Here is a 16795-nt window from a genome sequence, read left to right on the forward strand (position 1 = left end):
TCCTCCTCGGCAGGGTCTTCGGCAGCCTATGCGCGATTCGCGAGTCGTGACAAAGAGGCTCGCCGGGATCGACAGGGTCGATTAGCCGAGCGCGCGGGGATGTGCTGTCGCGTAGACCTCGCGGAGCGTGGTGACCGTGACCAGCGTGTACACCTGAGTGGTGGTCACCGAAGCGTGACCCAGCAGTTCTTGCACGACACGGACGTCCGCGCCGCCTTCGAGCAGATGCGTGGCGAAGGAATGGCGCAGCGTGTGCGGGGAGACGCCCGCCGTGATGCCCGCGGATTCCGCCGTGTCCTTGAGAACCTGCCACGCGCTCTGCCGGGAAAGCCGGGAACCGCGGGCGTTCAGGAACATCGCCGGTGTCCCCCGGCCGTGCAGGGCGAGCACCGTCCGCGCGCGGACGAGATAGGCGTGCACCGCTTCGAGAGCGGGACGGCCGATCGGCACGATGCGCTGTTTGCCGCCCTTCCCGTCGAGCAGCACGGTCCGCTCCGCGTCGTCGATGTCGTCGATGTCGAGCCCGACGGCTTCGGAGATCCGCGCGCCCGTGGAGTAGAGCAACTCCAGCAGCGCCCGGTCCCGCAACGGCCGTTCGCCCTCGGGCGGCGGGGTTTCCAGCAGCTTCAGCACATCGTCCACCGGCAGTGCCTTGGGCAGCCGCTTGGCCGCCGCGGGCGGGCGGACCTCGCGCGCCGGATCGTTTTCGGTGAGGCCGTCGGCGTGCGCGAACTTGTGCAGCCCCCGCACCGCGACAAGCGCGCGTGCCGCCGAGGACGCGGCCAGCGGCCGGTGCTCCTCGTCGCCTTCGCGCAGTGCCGCGCCGAACGAGGTGACATGCGCCGGGGTGACGTCGGTGAAGCGTTCGACCTCGGCGCCGCCGAGGTACGCGGTGTACCGGCGCAGGTCGCGGGAGTAGCTGTCGAGGGTGTTCCTCGCGGTTCCGCGCTCGACCACCAGATGGTCGAGGTAAGCGGCGACCACCTGGGCGACTCCGGCACCGCCAGCCCGTGACACACCGACACTCTAGGACCACCAGGGCGCTCGCGGGGGTTCGCCGCGCGCGGTAGGTCGCGGGTGTGAAACGGGATACCTTGGAGAGATGTCCCAGCACCCGGGCCCGGAGGAGATGCGCGTCGGCACCGCCGAGCGCGAGGAGGCGGCGCGGCTGCTCGCCGACCACTACAGCCAAGGGAGGATCACGCCGGACGAATACGAAGGCCGGGTCCTCGCCGCCTACGAAGCCGCGACGGTCGGCGAACTCCGTCCGCTGTTCCAAGACCTGCCCGCGCCGCATCCGGCCTGTTTCACACCCCGGTTCACCCAGCCGGTCCACGCCTACCGGCAGCCGGCCGCGATGGTGCCGTACTCGCCGAAGTCGAAGGTCACCGCCGGGGTACTGCAGATCGTGCTGCCGTTCGGGACCGGGCGGTTCTACACCGGGCATGTCGGGATCGCGTTCGCCCAGCTGGCGGTCGCGGTGTTCACCTGCGGTATCGGGGTGGCCTGGCCGATCGTGGACGGGATCGTCCTGCTGGCGAACGGCGGCACCGATCCGCAGGGCCGCCGCCTTCACGACTGAGCGTCCACGAATGCCATGAAAGTCCCCTTCATTGCAAATTTTGCAATGAAGGGGACTTTCATAGCGCGCGAAGGGACCTAGAGACCGCGCGAAGCGAACTTCGTCGGCCGGTCCTCCCAAGGCGCGTCCGCCGGACGTGAGGAAGCCGCACCCGTGAGCACCGCGTGCGCGGCCAGCACGCCGCCGACGGTCGCCCCGTTCACCAGCTCACCGGCCAGCGCCATCCGGACCGCCTCGGCGAGCGGGAACTTCCGCATGACGAGGTCGGCCTCCTCCTCGCCGAGGATCTCCCTGTCCACTTCGGACAGTTCCCGGGCGAGGTAGACGCGCACGACCTCGTCGGTGAAGCCGGGCGAAGCCGCGACGTCGACAAGGGTCTCCCAGCGCTCGGCGCTGAGCCCGACCTCCTCGACCAGCTCGCGTTTCGCCGCGCCGACGGGGTCCTCCCCCGCCTTGTCGATCAGGCCGGCGGGCAGTTCCCACAACCGCCGCCCGACCGGGTGGCGGTACTGGTGGATCAGCGTGACGGCGCCGTCGGCGTCGAGCGCGACGACGGCGACCGCGCCGAGGTGTTCGACGACCTCGCGGCGGGCGGTGCCGCCGCCGGGCATGACGACCTCGTCGACCCGCAGCCCCACGACACGTCCGATGTGGACGTCCCTTGTGGACGCGACGGTGAACTCGTGCTTGCCGGGCTCGGTCACCGGGCTCCCGTCTGAGCGGCCTCGGGCAGTTCGACCGGGAGCCGCTCGGCGACCTTGCGGTCCACGACGGCCTTGACGAACGCGCTGAACAGCGGGTGCGGCCGGGTCGGGCGGCTCTTGAGCTCGGGGTGCGCCTGGGTGCCGACGAAGAACGGGTGCTTGTCGGCGGGCAGCTCCACGAACTCGACCAGGTGGTCGTCGGGCGACGTGCCCGAGAACACCAGACCGGCCTCGGAAAGGCGCTTGCGGTAGGCGTTGTTGACCTCGTAGCGGTGACGGTGCCGCTCCGAGACCTCGGTGCTGCCGTACGCCTTCGCGACCTGCGAGCCAGGCTTGAGCTTGGCGATGTAGGCGCCGAGCCGCATCGTGCCGCCCATGTCGCGCTCGCCCGCGACGACGTCGCGCTGGTCGGCCATCGTGGAGATGACCGGGTTCGCGCTCGCGTCGTCGAACTCGGCCGAGTTCGCGTCCTTGATCCCGGCCAGGTTCCTGGCCGCGTCGATCACCATGCACTGCAGGCCGAGACACAGGCCCAGCAGCGGCAGCCCGTGGGTGCGGGCGTAGGCGATGGCGCCGACCTTGCCCTCGATGCCCCGCACGCCGAACCCGCCGGGCACCAGCACACCGTCCACATCGGACAGCGCGGCGGCGGCACCGGCCGGGGTCTCGCAGGAGTCCGAGGGGACCCACGAGATCTGCACCTTGGCGCGGTGGGCGAAACCGCCCGCGCGCAGCGCCTCGGTCACCGACAGGTACGCGTCCGGCAGGTCGATGTACTTGCCGACGAGCGCGACCCGCACCGTTTCCGACGGGTTGTGGACGCGGTCGAGCAGGTCGCCCCACACGGTCCAGTCGACGTCGCGGAACGGCAGCCCGAGACGGCGCACCACGTAGGCGTCGAGCGCCTCACGGTGCAGCACCTTCGGGATGTCGTAGATCGACGGCGCGTCGGGGCAGGCGATGACGGCCTCGGTGTCGACGTCGCACATCAGGCCGATCTTGCGCTTGAGGTCCTCCGGCAGCTCACGGTCGGCGCGGCAGACGAGCGCGTCGGGCTGGATGCCGATGTTGCGCAGCGCGGCGACCGAGTGCTGGGTCGGCTTGGTCTTCAACTCGCCCGACGGCGCGAGGTACGGCACCAGCGAGACGTGGAGGAAGAAGCACTGGTCGCGGCCGACGTCGTGGCGGACCTGACGGCAGGCCTCCAGGAACGGCAGCGACTCGATGTCGCCGACGGTGCCGCCGACCTCGGTGATCACGACGTCCGGGCTGTTCCCGTCCTCGTCAGCGCCGGCCGCGGCGGTGATCCTCGACTTGATCTCGTCGGTGATGTGCGGGATGACCTGCACGGTGTCGCCGAGGTACTCACCACGGCGCTCCTTGGCGATGACCTCGGAGTAGACCTGCCCGGTGGTGACGTTGGCCTTGCCGTCGAGAGCCCGGTCGAGAAAACGCTCGTAGTGCCCGATGTCCAGATCGGTTTCGGCGCCGTCGTCGGTGACGAACACCTCACCGTGCTGGAACGGGTTCATCGTGCCTGGATCGACGTTGAGGTACGGATCCAGCTTCTGCATCGTGACCCGGAGCCCACGTGCGGTAAGGAGCTGACCCAGGCTGGAAGCCGTGAGTCCCTTACCCAGAGAGGAGGCAACGCCTCCGGTGACAAAGACATACTTGGTAGCCCGCGACTGAAGTCCCACGGGCTTCCACCTTATCGCACGCCCGCCGAAGCGCTCACCGGCCACGCCGCAAGCGTCCGATGGAGTGGAAAACCGCTACCCTCGCGGCGTGACAGACGCGCACGACACCTGGACCGCACCGGTCGCGGAAGGCCCGCTCGACGCGGACGTCCGTGTGCCCGGCTCGAAGTCGATCACCAACCGGGCCTACGTCCTCGCCGCGCTCGCCAGCGCGCCGACGCGGGTGCGGACCCCGCTCGACTCCCGGGACGCGCGGCTGATGCTCGGCGCCATCTACGCCCTCGGCGCCCATTCACAGGAAGGCATCTCCGGTTACCTCGTGCACCCGCTCGGCCCCGGGCGCGTGCATCCCCATGACACCGTCCGGGTGGAACTGGGCAACGCGGGCACGGTCGCCCGGTTCACCCCCGCGCTCGCCGCGCTGGGCACCGGCCCGGCGCTGTTCGACGGGGACGAGGCGCTCCGCCGCCGTCCCATCGGCCCGCTGCTGAAGGCGCTTCGCGGCCTCGGCGCCCGCATCGACGACGACCGGCGCGACGCGGTGCCGTTCACCGTCCACGGCGAAGGCGGTCTGCGAGGAGGCAAGGTCGATCTGGACGCGTCGGCGTCGAGCCAGTTCCTGTCCGCGCTGCTGCTCGCGGGACCGTCGTTCCAGCAGGGCGTCACCGTGCGCCTGGTCGGCGGCGCGGTGCCCAGCGAGCCGCATATCGCGATGACCGTCGAGATGCTCCGCCGGTTCGGGGCCACTGTGGACCGCGAGGGCGCCGAGTTCCACGTCGCTCCGACACGGCTCTCCTGCCCCGAGTACGTCGTCGAGCCGGATCTCTCGACGGCGGCGCCGTTCGTCGCCGCGGCCGTCGCGACCGGCGGCACGGTGCGGATCGCGGGCTGGCCGCAGCAGACGACCCAGCCCGGAGACTGGCTCCGCAGCCTCCTGCCCGTCCTCGGCGCGACCGCCGAACTCGACGCGGGCGGCCTGACGGTCACCGGCAGCGGCACGATCCCCGGCGCCGAGCTGGATCTGCACGACGTCGGCGAACTCACGCCGGTGATCGCCGCGCTGCTGTGCTTCGCCGAAGGCCCGTCGGTCATCTCCGGGGTGGCGCACCTGCGCGGCCACGAGACCGACCGGCTGACCGCGCTCGCCACCGAGCTGTCGTCGTTCGGCGCCGACGTCCGCGAGACCGAGGACGGGCTGCGGATCACGCCCGCGCCGCTGCACGGCGGGAAGTTCCACACCTACGACGACCATCGCCTGGTGATGGCGGCCGCGGTGCTGGGGCTGAAGGTCGAAGGCGTCGAGGTGGAGAACCCGGGGACGGTCGGGAAGACCTACCCCGGATTCGCCGAAGCCTGGACGTCGATGCTCGGCTGAGCGAGGCCGCCCGCGAACGGCGTTTCCCGCCATTGGTCGATCATCGGCTTGAGACCGTCGACGAGCATCGGCAGGTCGGGCGCCATCGCCAGACAGGCGATCACCTGCAGCAGGCCGACGGCCTCCATCGTCCGCAGCACGGTTTCGTCCACCTCGCGCAGGCCCAGTTCCGCGGCGGCGGCGTTGTACGCCTCGATGGCCTCGGGGCCGTTGAAGGCGAGGTCGCGTTCGATCGGGCCTCGGTTGACGAGTTCGAAGTCGGAGTAGAGCTCGCCTTCGCTCGTGACGATCAGGTTGTAGCCCGGCGAGTCTCCGTGGATCGGCTGGACGGTGCTCCCGGGGAAGGCCCTGGCGAACGCCTCCTCCGATTCCAGCAGTGGCCGGAAGTGCTCCCATTCGCGGCGGGCGCGGTCGAGGTCGGCCGGGTCGAGCAGGTCCGGCCGGTGTTCGAGCTGGGTGAGAGCGTCGGGGATGAACGGGTCGAGCCCGGTCAGGAACGCCAGCTCGCCGGGGTACTCGCGGAGCGCGGCGTGCAGCTTCGCCACGAGTCCCGCCGAGTATTCGGCCCTGAGGTTCGCGTCCTCGACGAACTCGATGAGTTCCCAGAACGTCATCGAGAAGCCGTCCCGTCGCACGGGTTCCGCGGGCACCAGCGGGCTCGGCTTGACGACCGGCAGCCCCTTCTCGCCGAGCCAGGCGGCGACCGTGAGCTCACGCCGCTGGTCGGCCAGCTGCGTGTCCGGGGTGGTGGTGCGCGGCAGCACTGTCGGCACGCGCACGACCACGGGCGAAGGCGCCAGCTTCACGATGACGGAGAAGACGTCGTACAGGACCTCGGGTTCGATGACGGCGAGGCCGAGGTCGCGGCCCGCGGCGACCGCGGCGGCCACCGCCCGCGCGGTGCGGGCGGCCCGTTGTTCGTCGGTGATCATCCGGCGAGTCTGACATGTCCGGTTCAGCCCGCGGAACGTTCTCCGCCGTCCTCGGGGAACAACGTCCGCAGCGTGACCGCGCGATTCACGCGGACGTGCTCCACGGCGTGGTCCCGCGCCCTGCTCGCGTCGCCGGACGCGATCGCGTCGTAGAGGCGGCGGTGCTCGTCGAGCAGTTCGCCCCAGCGCTCGTTCTGGCTGGTGAGCCAGCGCAGCCTGCCTTCGAGCGGCCGCAGGATCTCGTGCAGCAGCCCGTTGCCCGCCAGCGCGACGATCTCGTCGTGGAAGCGGGTGTTGAGCGAGGTGATCCGAGCCGGGTCGCCGCTTTCGGTGGCACGCGCCGCGTCGGTGAGCAGGCGTTCGAGCGCGCGCAGTTCCGGCTTGCCCGCCCGCTCGGCGGCCAGCCCCGCGGCGAGACCTTCGAGCGCCTCACGGACGTCGAACAGCTCCTCGACGTCGGCCTTGGCCAGCCGTCGCACGACGATCCGCCGGGGCGACTGCACGGCGAGGAAGCCTTCGGCCTCCAGACTGCGGATGGCCTCGCGCACCGGGACCCGCGAGACGCCGAGGTCCTCGGCGAGTTCGCGTTCGACGAGCCGGTCCCCCGGTTTCAACCGCCCGGTGAGGATCCGTTCGCGCAGCTCGTCCCGGACCCGTTGCCGGGTCGCGCCCAGCGGCTGCCGCGGTCCTTCCTCGGCCACCCGATCTCCCCTCGACACAGCCGTAACAGCTCGTAACCCGAGTTTATCGGCAGAAACCTTGACGACGGGCCACCGCGGTTGTCCGCGGTCATCGCGCTGGTGCCGTTCTTCGCCCCCGCGGCGCCGTACTCGTGGTTCATCGGCACCGCTTCCGCGGCCGCGCGGGCCGGGCACCGAGATCCTGGCCAGAACGCCGTTGTGGGGCCCTGAATCCGCGGAGGGGCGCTGGACAGCTTTCTGAGCGCGGCGGCCGTCCTCGGCCTCCTGAACGGGCTGGACGAGCAGTTCGACGCGCTCGTGATGGCCGGTTTCGGCGAACATGGGCGGGAAGGCGCGCGAGACCTGCTCGACGTCACGCCCGCCCGCTCCCCAAAACCCTTCTCTGGCCCCGCAACTAGAGGACGAAACGCGGGGGGTCAGTTGCCCGCGGCGGCGATTCCGGGGGCGGGAGCCTGGGCGTTGCCCGCGATCCCGTAGCGTCCGGCGCCGCCTTCGAGCTGTTCGCGCAGCGCCATGATCGTGGTGACCCGGCCCGCCGCGGTCTCCGCGTTGTCCACAGTGGACAGAATCGAGGTCGACGAGGTGTCGGCGCGGACGACGCCGATCGCGCCGGTGCCGTCGGCGGATCCCGCGTCGCCCGCCAGTACCGTGCCCGCGCCGGACCGGTCGAGCTGGGCGGCGAAGCGCGCGACGGTCGAAGCACGGTCACCGGCGCCGTCGCCGGTGTACTTGGAGCCGGTGAGGACGATCGCGAGCTGCGCGGGTTTGACGTCCTGGCCCGCCTTGAGGAAACCGCCGTCGGTGAGGCCGCCGAGCGCGGCGGCGAGTTCCACCGGCGTCGACTGCGGCTGCGCGTTGTCCTTGTTCAGCAACGCCACCGAGCCGAGCAGCGCGCCGGCGAGGGTGCCGGGGTCGCCCGCGGTCGGGAACTGGACACCGGCGGGCTGCAGGCGCGTCACGACATCACGCAGCTGATCGGACCGCATCGGGTCCGAGAACGCCTCGGTCAGCTGGATCTCGCCGGTGACGGCGGCACCCGCCTGCCCGACGAGCTGCTTGAGCGCGTCGCGGTCCGCGGGCTTCGCGTCCTCTGTGGTCACCAGCACCACCGAACGCTTGTCCAGCTGACCGGCGACGACCTTCGGGCCCATGGCCCCGGCGAACGTGTCCGCGTCGCTGAGCCGGGCGTTGAGCGAATTGCGCTGCGCCTCCAGATCCGCGACCTGGGAGCCCAGGTCCTCTTTCTGGCTGGCGAGCCCCGAAAGCAGCGAACCGTTCAGGGCGGTGGACCCGAGCACCACCCCGAGCGCGAGCGCCAGAAAGCAGGCGGCGATGGAAACGATGTGGTACCGCAGAGAAATCACGTGAAGAGTCCCTTGCCCCAGGCGATGAACGAGTTCCAGGTGTCGCGGATCCAGTCGAGGTAGACCGAACCCACGTCGGAGACGAGCAGTGCGGCCGCGACGGCCACCAAGGTCGCCAGTACCAGCAGCACGATGGCGCCGATCGACACCCGGCTGCGGTGCAGCGTCGCGACGGCCTTGCCGTCCACCAGTTTCGTGCCGAGCTTGAGCCTGGTGAGGAACGTCGACGGGTTCGACCCGGACCGGCCGTGGTCGAGGAATTCCCGCAGTGTCGCCTGGAAACCGACCGTGACCACCAGACTCGCCTCGTGCGCGTCCGCCAGCAGGAGCGCGAGGTCCTCGGCGTTGCCCGTCGCGGGGAAGGTGACCGCGCCGATCCCGAGGTCCTGGATGCGCTCGACGCCCGGCGCGTGCCCGTCCGGCTGCGCCGGGACCACGACCTCACCGCCGCTGCGGAGCGTCTCGGCGCCGATGCCGTGCGGGTCGCCGACGATGACGTCCGGCTGGTACCCCTGCGCGCGCAGGGTGTCCGCCCCGGCGTCGACACCGATCAGCACCGGCCGGTGCTCGGAAATGTACTTCTTCAGCTTCTTGAGGTCTTCGGCGTGCCCGTTGCCGCCCGCGACCACGAGGGCGTGCCGGTCCTTCAACGGGACTCGGATCTCCGGCACCCCGACACCGTCGAGAATGAGGCTGCGTTCCCGGCGCAGGAATTCGATCGTGTTCGCGGAGAACGCCTCCAGCTGGGTGGACATCCCGGCCTTGGCCTCGATCATCTGATCCGCGACGCTCTCGCGCGTCTGCTGGATCCCCGATCCGAGCTGCCGCTCACCGATGTAGACGACGCCCTCGTGCAGGCGGAGTTTCGTGCCGTCCTTCACCTTGCGCAGCAACTCACCGCCGACCGAATCCACCAGCGGGATCCCCGCCTCGAGCAGGATCTCCGGGCCGAGGTTGGGGAACCGGCCGGAGATCGACGGCGAGGCGTTCACCACCGCCGCGACTTCGGCCTCCACCAAGGCGTCGGCCGTCGAACGGTCGAGATCGAGCTGGTCGAGGACGACTATGTCGCCCGGGCTCAGCCGGCGGAGAAGCTCGCGCGTACGCCTGTCGACCCTGGCGACGCCGGTGATACCGGGGAGGGTCTCTTGGTTACGAGTGAGCAAGCCGGTGAGCTTCATGCGACCGATAGTGACAAATCCGCGCGACCTTCTGCGTCCGCCACGCCGATGGAAACACGCCGATTAACCCACACCGGGTCGGGCTACGCCGGTTGTCCCACGATGGGGTCGACCCGGTTTCGGAGCGTTATTTCGCCTTCTTGCGCTTTCCGCCGCGACGGGCTTTGGGCTTGTCCGGCGCGCTCTTGTCGGCCTCGGCGACGGCGAGCAATTCCTCCGCGTGCGCGCGGCCGGTCTCGGTGCTTTCCATTCCGGCGAGCATGCGCGCGAGTTCGACGACGCGTTCCGATTGTTCGAGGACGCGCACGCCACTGCGGGTCACCCCGCCGCTCGTGCCCTTGTCCACCACCAGATGCTGATCGGCGAACGCCGCCACCTGCGGCAGGTGCGTGACCACGAGGACCTGGTGACTGCGCGCCAGCCGCGCGAGCCGCCTGCCGATCTCGACCGCGGCGCGGCCGCCGACCCCGGCGTCGACCTCGTCGAACACCAGCGTCTGCACGGTGTCCGCATGCGCGAGGACGACCTCGATCGCCAGCATCACGCGGGAAAGCTCACCGCCGGAAGCGGCCTTGTGCACGGGAAGCGGCGGGGCGCCGTTGTGCGCGCGCAGCAGCAGTTCGACGTCGTCGATCCCATCGGGACCGGCGTGCACGAGCCTGCCTCCGACCTTCACCGCGTGCGAATCGCTCTCGTCCACCGTGCGCCGCTCGACGGTAATCTCGATCTCCGCCTGTCCCATGGCGAGCCCGGACATCTCGGCGGTGATCGCCTCGGCCAGTTCGGCGGCGGCCTCGACGCGCGCCTCCGACAGACGGAGGGCGTGCTCGGCGAGGGTCACGGCGAGCGCGTCACGGCGAGTGGCCAGTTCGGACAGTGCCTCCTCGGAGGTGTCCATCGTGGACATCCGGCGGCGGGCGTCGTCGGCCCAGGCGAGCACACCGTCCACATCGGCCGCGTACTTCCGCGTGAGCCGCTTCAAGTCCGCCTGGCGCGCGAGCACCTTCTCCAGGAGCGCGGGATCGGCGTCGAGCGTTTCGAGGTAGCTGCCCAGCTCGGTGCTCACTTCGGACAACAGCACCGACGCTTCGTCCAGCCGGGGCCCGAGTTCACGCAGCACGGCGTCCTCGGAACCGGTCAGGTGGCGCGTCGCCTCGCCGATCAGTCCCAGCGCGCCGGGCGCGTCCGGATCCCCTTCCGCCGAACCGGCGACGGCGGCGTGCGCCGCGCTGGACGCGGACCGCAGTTCGTCGACCGCGGCCAGGCGCTTGATCTGCTCGGTGAGTTCGGTGTCCTCGCCGGGTTCCGGCGCGACGGCGTCGATTTCGGCGAGCCCGTGCCGCAGCAGGTCGGCCTGCTGGGCCATCTCGCGGGAGCGGGTGGAGCGCTCGGTCAGTTCGGCGACGACGGCGAGCCAGTCGTCCCGGACCGCGCGGTACTGCTCCAGCGGTTCGGTGACGGCCTCGCCGGCGAACCGGTCGATCACCGCGCGCTGCTCGGCCGGCCGCAGCAGCCTCAGCTGATCGTTCTGCCCGTGGACGGCGATCAGCTGCTCGGACAGGTCGGCGAGCACGCCGACCGGCACCGAACGGCCACCGAGGTGAGCACGGGACCGGCCGTCGACCGAGACCGCGCGCAGCGCGATGACACTGCCGTCCTCGTCGACCTCCGCCCCGGCGTCGGTGACGATCCGGGTGGCGCCCTCGGCACCGCCCAGCTCGAATCGGCCTTCCACGAAGGCCTTCAGCATTCCCGTTCGCACCTTGGACACTTCGGCTCGGCCGCCGGAGAGCAGGTGCAACCCGCTGACGACCATCGTCTTGCCCGCACCCGTCTCACCGGTGACCACGGTGAAGCCCGCGTGCAGTTCCAGCAGGGCGTCCTCGATGACTCCGAGGCCCTGGATGCGCATCTCGGCCAGCACGACGCCCACCGTAGCGGCCCACCCCGACCGTTCCCGCACCCGCCACGTCATGAAAGGGGCTTTCAAGACGTTTTTCGTCCTGAAAGCCCCTTTCATGACATCCGTCAGCGGGCGTGTCGCTCCCGCCAGCCCTTGATCGGCAACGAGAACTTGTGCACCAGCCGGTCGGTGAACGGGCCTTCCCACAGCCGGATCAGCCGCACCGGCACCCGGCCGCAGGTGACCCGCACGGACGCGCCGGCGGGAAGATCGAAGGTCCGCGATCCGTCGCAGGTCAGAACGGCGGGCGACCCGTCCGGATCGATGGCGACGGTGATCTCCGAGTCACGGGAGACAACCAGCGGCCGGGAGAACATCGCGTGCGCGTTGCTCGGGACCACCAGGAGCGCCTGGACGTCCGGCCAGATGATCGGGCCGCCCGCGGAGAACGCGTACGCCGTCGAGCCGGTCGGCGTGGCGCACAGGACGCCATCGCAGCCGAAGGACGACACGGGCCTTCCGTCGACCTCGATGAGCGCGTCCAGCACTCGCTCACGCGAACTCTTCTCGACGCTGGCCTCGTTGAGCGCCCACGTGTGGACGGTCTCCTCACCGTCGACACTGACCACGACGTCGACGGTCATCCGCTCTTCGACCTGGTAGTCGCCGTCGACGGCGCGCTGGACGGTGTCCGCGAGCTTGTCCGAATCGGCCTCGGCGAGGAAGCCGACGCGGCCGAGGTTCACGCCGAGCACGGGGACGCCGTTCGGCCTGGCGAGTTCCGCGGCCCGCAGGAGCGTGCCGTCACCGCCGAGGACGAACACCAGCTCGGTCCCGGCGGCGGGGTCCTGCTCCGGCGCCATGACCGTGCAGGGCGCGCCGATCCCGCCGTCCGCCTCGAGCATCTCCCGGACGTCCTCGTCGAGTACCCGCAGCCGCACACCGGCCTTGGCGAAACGGGCCGACACCTCGCGTGCCGCGTCCCGGGTCGCGTCCCGGTCCGGGTGCACGACGAGCAGCACCTCGCGATCGCTCATTGGGGTCCCTCCAGGACTGCGGTCCGGACGAGCCGTTCGGCGTCGGTGCCGATGGTCTCTCCCGCCCCGCGGGTAAGCCAGACGAAGTATTCGACGTTCCCGGACGGCCCGGGGAGCGGGCTCGCCACGACGCCACGCAGGCGCAGATCCAGCTTCTCGGCCTCGGCGAGCACGCCGAGCACCGATTCGACCCGCAGCTCGGGATCACGCACGACGCCACCGCTGCCGAGCCGGTCCTTGCCGACCTCGAACTGCGGTTTCACCATCGGCACCAGGTCGGCGCCGTCCCGTGCGCAGGCGGCCAGCGCGGGAAGCACGATTTTGAGCGAGATGAACGAGAGGTCCCCGACCACGAGGTCGACCTGCCCGCCGAGGTCCTCCGGGGTCAGGTTGCGGACGTTCGTCTTGTCGAGGACGACCACGCGGTCGTCGGTGCGCAGGCGCCAGTCCAGCAGACCGCGGCCGACGTCGGCCGCGATCACCGTGGCGGCGCCACCTCGCAGCAGGACATCGGTGAAGCCACCGGTCGAGGCGCCCGCGTCGAGGCAGCGCTTTCCCTCGGTGGAAAGACCTTGCGGGGTGAAGGCTTCGAGCGCGCCGAGCAGTTTGTGCGCGCCTCGGGAGGCCCAGCCGGGATCGTCACTGTCGCGCACCACGATCGGCGCGCCGGACTCGACCCCGGTCGCGGGTTTGGTGGCCACCATCCCGCGCACGCTGACCTTGCCCTCGGCGATCAGAGCGGACGCTTGCTCGCGGGAGCGGGCGAGACCCCGCCGGACGAGCTCCGCGTCCAGGCGGGCGCGTTTGGGCACGCGGTCAGACCTTGTCGATGGTGGACAGTGCCACCGTCAGCTCGGTGTGCACGGCTTCGAAGCGATCGACGTGCTCCGAGAGCGGAAGCGAGGCCAGGTCGTCGAGACCCGCCACGGCCTCGTCGACCCCGGCGCGGGGGTCCGTGTCCTGCTGCGCGAAGTGGTCTGCCTGGATCGCCGGTGGTCCGGGTACCGGCGGGGGGCCGGGCACCGGCGGTCGCGGAACGGGGTGGTGGTCTTGCACCCCACCAAGTTAGCAGCGCTGGTCAGGCGAGGCGCAGCTCGCCGAGCGCGGCGCGGGCGGTGTCGCCCACACCACGGACCTCGGTGATCCCCGACTCCCAGGCCACCGCGCACAACGCGCGCAGCAGGTCCAGGGAGTCACCTTCACCCTCGGCCTCGAGCACGTCACCCTGTGCGGTGACGCGCCAGCCGTCCTTGGGCCCGATTTCGAGCAGATCCGCGCGGTCACTCAGCCCGGTCAGGTCCTGCGCGAGGTAACGCGGACGCTCTTCGGGCCTCGCTTCGAGCAAGGACGCCGCGTCGGCGACACCGGTCATGACGCAGAGCGCGTCGATCCCGGCCGCGACAGCGCCCTCGATGTCGGTGTCGAGCCTGTCGCCCACCACGAGTGCCCGCTCCGCGCCCGCGTCCCGGGCCGCCGTGGTGAACAGCAGCGGCGCCGGCTTGCCCGCCACCAGCGGTTCGAGGCCGGTGGCGTGGCGCAACGCGGCCACCATCGACCCGTTGCCCGGCAGCAGACCGCGCTCGGTCGGCAAGGTCGCGTCGACGTTGGTCGCCACCCACAGCGCGCCCGCGCGGATGGCGAGACACGCCTCCGCGAGAGCGGCCCAGGTGTTGTCCGGGGAGTGCCCCTGGACCACGGCCGCCACGTCCGGACCGGCTTCCCGGACCGTCCGCAGCCCCGCCGACTCGATTTCGGCGGCCAGCGACTCCGTACCCACGACGAGCACGACGGCGCCCTGAGGCAGCCGCTCACCCAACAGGGTGGCGGCCGCCTGAGAGCTCGTGTGGACCTCTTCGGGGGTGGCGGGCAGTCCGAGTGCCTCGAGGTGCTCGGAGACCTGCGCGGGCGCCTTGGAGGCGTTGTTCGTCACCCACCGGACGGCGGTGCCGCCGTCCCGGAGCGCACGGAGGGCTTCCGGTGCGCCCGGGACCACGGTGCTGCCGTGATAGACCGTGCCGTCGAGGTCGAACAGGACCGCGTCGTACCCGGCTGACAGAGCGTCAGCCATTCGTGAGCTCCGCGGCGCGCTCGGCGGCGTCGGTCTCGTCCTCCTCGTCGGCCTCTGCCGCGTTGAGGAACCAGCGGATCGCTTCTTCCTTGCGGTCGGCGGCGGCGAGGTTGTCGGCGTAGGCGTAGAAAAGCCTGGCGCTCCACGGATCGCGCTTCTCGGCCTTGAGGTCGTCACTCTGCAGGGAGACGACCGCGGCGTCGAGCTGACCGAGGTCGCGGCGCGCGCCGGCGGCGACGATCGCGAGTTCGATCTGGGTCGCCTTGGACAGACGCTCCTTGTCGACCTCCTTCGCGAGATCCAGCGCACGCTCCGGACGGCCGATGGCCCGCTCGGCGTCGGCGATGATCGCGATGTGGTCGTCGGCCCGGGTCATCCGGCGGACGGCCCGCAGCTCGGACAGGGCGTCGGACCAGTTGCCCGCGTGGTAGGCGACCAGGCCGAGCGCCTCACGGACGATCGGGACCCGCGACGCCTTGGCCTTCGCGTACTTGGCGTGCGCGAGCGCGGCCTCGGGGTCATCGTCGACCAGCCCGCCGGCGGCGACGAGGTGCTTGCCGACGGTCTCCGCGAGTGCCTTGGGCAGGGTGCGGAGTTCGCGGCGGGCGTCTTCGTCGAGGTCGGAGAACTCGATGCCTTCGGGCAGTTCCGGGGCCTCGAGCAGCTCGCGCGCCAAGGTCTCGTCGTCGATCTGCTTGTCGTCCATGCGGGGCGAGGACCGGAAGTCCTTGCGCCCCTCGGAACGGTCACGCTGGGGACGGTCGTCGCGCTTGCGCTCGAACCGGCCTTCGCCGCCGCGGGAGTCTCCGCGCTTGTCGTCGTACCGCTTCTCCGGACGGTCACCGGAAGGCCTGCGGTCGGGACGGTCGCCGGAGGGGCGGTAGCCGCCACCACGGTTGTCGCCGCCACGACTGTCGCCACCGCGGTTGTCGCGATCGCCGTAGGACTTGCGCTCGTAGCCACCGCTGCTGGGACGACGGTCTCCCGAGGAGGGGCGCTTGTCGTCACGGCGGTCGCTGTTGTAGCCACCGGAACGCGAGGCGCCGCGGTCGTCACGATCGCGGTAGGAGGACGGGCGACGGTCGCCGCCGCCGCCCCGGTTGTCGCGGTCGCCGTACGACGACTTGCCCTGAGGGCGTCCTTCGTACCGGTTGCCGGACGGGCGGTCGTCGGAACGGCCGCGGTTGTCCGAGCTGTAGCCCGAACGGGCCGGGCGGCTGTCGGAACGCTTCTCGTACCGGCCCTCGGAACGGTTGTCCGAACGATTGTCCGAGCGGCGCTCGGGACGGCTGTCGGAGGAGCGGTAACCGCCACGGTCGCCACCGCGACTGTCGCTGCCACGGCTGTCGCCGCGGTTGTCCGAACGGTAGCCACCACGGTCGCCGCCGCCGCGGTTGTCGGACCGGAACCCACCGCGGTCTCCGCCACGATTGTCGCTGCGGTTGTCGCCGCCGCGATAGCCTCCACGGTCACCGCCGCGGCTGTCGCCACCGCGGTTGTCCGAGCGGTAACCGCCACGGTCACCGCCGCGGCTGTCCCGGCGGTCGTCGGAGCGGTAGCCGCCTCCGCGGTTGTCCCTGCTGTCGCGACCACCCGAACGGTCGTCACGACGGTCGCCGGCGCCGGGGCCCCGGCGGTCGTCGTTGTTGTTGTAGCGCGGACGGTTCTCGTCACGGCCCTGCCCGGCGAACCGGCTACCGCCGGAGCGCTGGTCACGGGGACCATCGCCACTGCGCGCGGGCTTGCCGGAGTAGCTGCTCGTACCGCGGGCACCGCGGTCGTCACGGCGCGGGCGGCCCTGGTAGCCGCCATCGCGGCCGCCCCGGTCCTGCCCACCGCCGGCGGAACCACGCCGGTCACCTCGCTGCGCGTCAGACCGGCCTCCGCGGGGACTCTCGTCCCGGCGGCCCGACCGGCCGGACGCGCCATCATCTGAGTCACGTCGACCGAACTCGGACACCTGGCCTCCTGCCACTATTGAAAAAGTTTTCGATACCGGCGACACCCTCTGGGCGCGCCAACGGACCACTGTAGTCCGTCCCTGGACATGAAAAGAGACAGGGCCCTGACCGGGGAGAACCTGTCAGAGGTTCTCGACCCTGGTCAGGACCCTGTCCTGAGGTTAGTCCGGCGGTGTCCTACTCTCCCACAACCCTTCGGTTGCAGTACCATCGGCGCTGTCAGGCTTAGCTTCCGGGTTCGGAATGGGACCGGGCGTTTCCCTGACGCTATAACCACCGAAACACTA

General features: G+C 70.8%; 15 protein-coding genes, 1 rRNA gene and 2 pseudogenes. 4 read left to right on the top strand and 14 right to left on the bottom strand.

Features of this window, described 5'->3' with window-relative positions:
• Nucleotides 1-81: 81 nt before the first annotated feature.
• Nucleotides 82-984, bottom strand: coding sequence for a site-specific tyrosine recombinase XerD (gene xerD, locus ACLJRM_RS32295; protein ID WP_410665219.1), 903 nt, complete (start codon nucleotides 982-984; stop codon nucleotides 82-84).
• A 118-nt stretch (nucleotides 985-1102) separates the two neighbouring features.
• On the opposite strand from xerD, the gene ACLJRM_RS32300 reads away from it, so the two are divergent.
• A complete protein-coding gene (locus ACLJRM_RS32300; protein WP_101608733.1) occupies nucleotides 1103-1582 on the top strand; it encodes a DUF1707 domain-containing protein in 480 nt (159 codons plus the stop codon).
• Between the two features lie 77 nt (nucleotides 1583-1659).
• Here ACLJRM_RS32300 and ACLJRM_RS32305 read toward each other — a convergent pair whose 3' ends face one another.
• Together ACLJRM_RS32305 and ACLJRM_RS32310 are read right to left on the bottom strand one after the other, a co-directional pair.
• Nucleotides 1660-2286, bottom strand: coding sequence for an NUDIX domain-containing protein (locus ACLJRM_RS32305; protein ID WP_410665203.1), 627 nt, complete (start codon nucleotides 2284-2286; stop codon nucleotides 1660-1662).
• Complete coding sequence (locus tag ACLJRM_RS32310; RefSeq protein WP_101608735.1) at nucleotides 2283-3986, bottom strand: CTP synthase; 1704 nt, start codon at nucleotides 3984-3986, stop codon at nucleotides 2283-2285. The genes ACLJRM_RS32305 and ACLJRM_RS32310 overlap by 4 nt, the downstream gene beginning before the upstream one ends.
• A gap of 88 nt (nucleotides 3987-4074) precedes the next feature.
• Here ACLJRM_RS32310 and aroA point away from each other — a divergent pair, with 88 nt between their 5' ends.
• Nucleotides 4075-5361, top strand: a complete 1287-nt coding sequence (aroA, locus tag ACLJRM_RS32315) for a 3-phosphoshikimate 1-carboxyvinyltransferase (protein WP_410605303.1) — start codon at nucleotides 4075-4077, stop codon at nucleotides 5359-5361.
• Here the strand turns inward: aroA and ACLJRM_RS32320 are convergent.
• Nucleotides 5319-6293 (bottom strand): aminoglycoside phosphotransferase family protein, encoded by a 975-nt coding sequence (locus ACLJRM_RS32320; protein WP_410665204.1) that lies wholly within the window; start codon nucleotides 6291-6293, stop codon nucleotides 5319-5321. The genes aroA and ACLJRM_RS32320 overlap by 43 nt on opposite strands.
• A 23-nt stretch (nucleotides 6294-6316) precedes the next feature.
• Nucleotides 6317-6994 (bottom strand): GntR family transcriptional regulator, encoded by a 678-nt coding sequence (locus tag ACLJRM_RS32325; RefSeq protein ID WP_410665205.1) that lies wholly within the window; start codon nucleotides 6992-6994, stop codon nucleotides 6317-6319.
• 78 nt (nucleotides 6995-7072) lie between these two features.
• Here ACLJRM_RS32325 and ACLJRM_RS32330 point away from each other — a divergent pair.
• Nucleotides 7073-7204: pseudogene (locus tag ACLJRM_RS32330) on the top strand (hypothetical protein); the annotation flags it as partial.
• Nucleotides 7161-7348, top strand: a pseudogene (locus ACLJRM_RS32335) (Asp/Glu/hydantoin racemase); the annotation flags it as partial. The pseudogenes ACLJRM_RS32330 and ACLJRM_RS32335, both read left to right, overlap by 44 nt.
• A gap of 62 nt (nucleotides 7349-7410) precedes the next feature.
• Here the strand turns inward: ACLJRM_RS32335 and ACLJRM_RS32340 are convergent.
• The 9 genes from ACLJRM_RS32340 to rrf form a co-directional block, all read right to left on the bottom strand.
• Complete coding sequence (locus ACLJRM_RS32340) at nucleotides 7411-8358, bottom strand: copper transporter (RefSeq protein ID WP_101608739.1); 948 nt, start codon at nucleotides 8356-8358, stop codon at nucleotides 7411-7413.
• Complete coding sequence (steA, locus tag ACLJRM_RS32345; protein WP_101608740.1) at nucleotides 8355-9539, bottom strand: putative cytokinetic ring protein SteA; 1185 nt, start codon at nucleotides 9537-9539, stop codon at nucleotides 8355-8357. The genes ACLJRM_RS32340 and steA overlap by 4 nt, the downstream gene beginning before the upstream one ends.
• A gap of 127 nt (nucleotides 9540-9666) precedes the next feature.
• Nucleotides 9667-11463 (bottom strand): DNA repair protein RecN, encoded by a 1797-nt coding sequence (recN, locus tag ACLJRM_RS32350; RefSeq protein ID WP_410605308.1) that lies wholly within the window; start codon nucleotides 11461-11463, stop codon nucleotides 9667-9669.
• 104 nt (nucleotides 11464-11567) lie between these two features.
• Complete coding sequence (locus ACLJRM_RS32355; RefSeq protein WP_101608742.1) at nucleotides 11568-12479, bottom strand: NAD kinase; 912 nt, start codon at nucleotides 12477-12479, stop codon at nucleotides 11568-11570.
• Nucleotides 12476-13291, bottom strand: coding sequence for a TlyA family RNA methyltransferase (locus ACLJRM_RS32360; RefSeq protein ID WP_101608743.1), 816 nt, complete (start codon nucleotides 13289-13291; stop codon nucleotides 12476-12478). Before ACLJRM_RS32360 ends, ACLJRM_RS32355 begins: the two co-directional genes overlap by 4 nt.
• Before the next feature lie 4 nt (nucleotides 13292-13295).
• Nucleotides 13296-13535, bottom strand: coding sequence for a hypothetical protein (locus tag ACLJRM_RS32365; protein WP_410665206.1), 240 nt, complete (start codon nucleotides 13533-13535; stop codon nucleotides 13296-13298).
• A gap of 22 nt (nucleotides 13536-13557) precedes the next feature.
• On the bottom strand, nucleotides 13558-14547 hold the full coding sequence (locus tag ACLJRM_RS32370; protein WP_410665207.1) for an HAD-IIA family hydrolase: 990 nt from the start codon (nucleotides 14545-14547) through the stop codon (nucleotides 13558-13560).
• A complete protein-coding gene (locus ACLJRM_RS32375; protein ID WP_410665208.1) occupies nucleotides 14540-16507 on the bottom strand; it encodes a hypothetical protein in 1968 nt (655 codons plus the stop codon). The genes ACLJRM_RS32370 and ACLJRM_RS32375 overlap by 8 nt, the downstream gene beginning before the upstream one ends.
• Nucleotides 16508-16672: 165 nt before the next feature.
• Nucleotides 16673-16789, bottom strand: a 5S ribosomal RNA gene (gene rrf, locus ACLJRM_RS32380).
• Nucleotides 16790-16795: the final 6 nt, after the last annotated feature.

This window comes from Amycolatopsis sp. lyj-84 (assembly GCF_046549075.1).
Taxonomy (GTDB): Bacteria; Actinomycetota; Actinomycetes; order Mycobacteriales; family Pseudonocardiaceae; genus Amycolatopsis.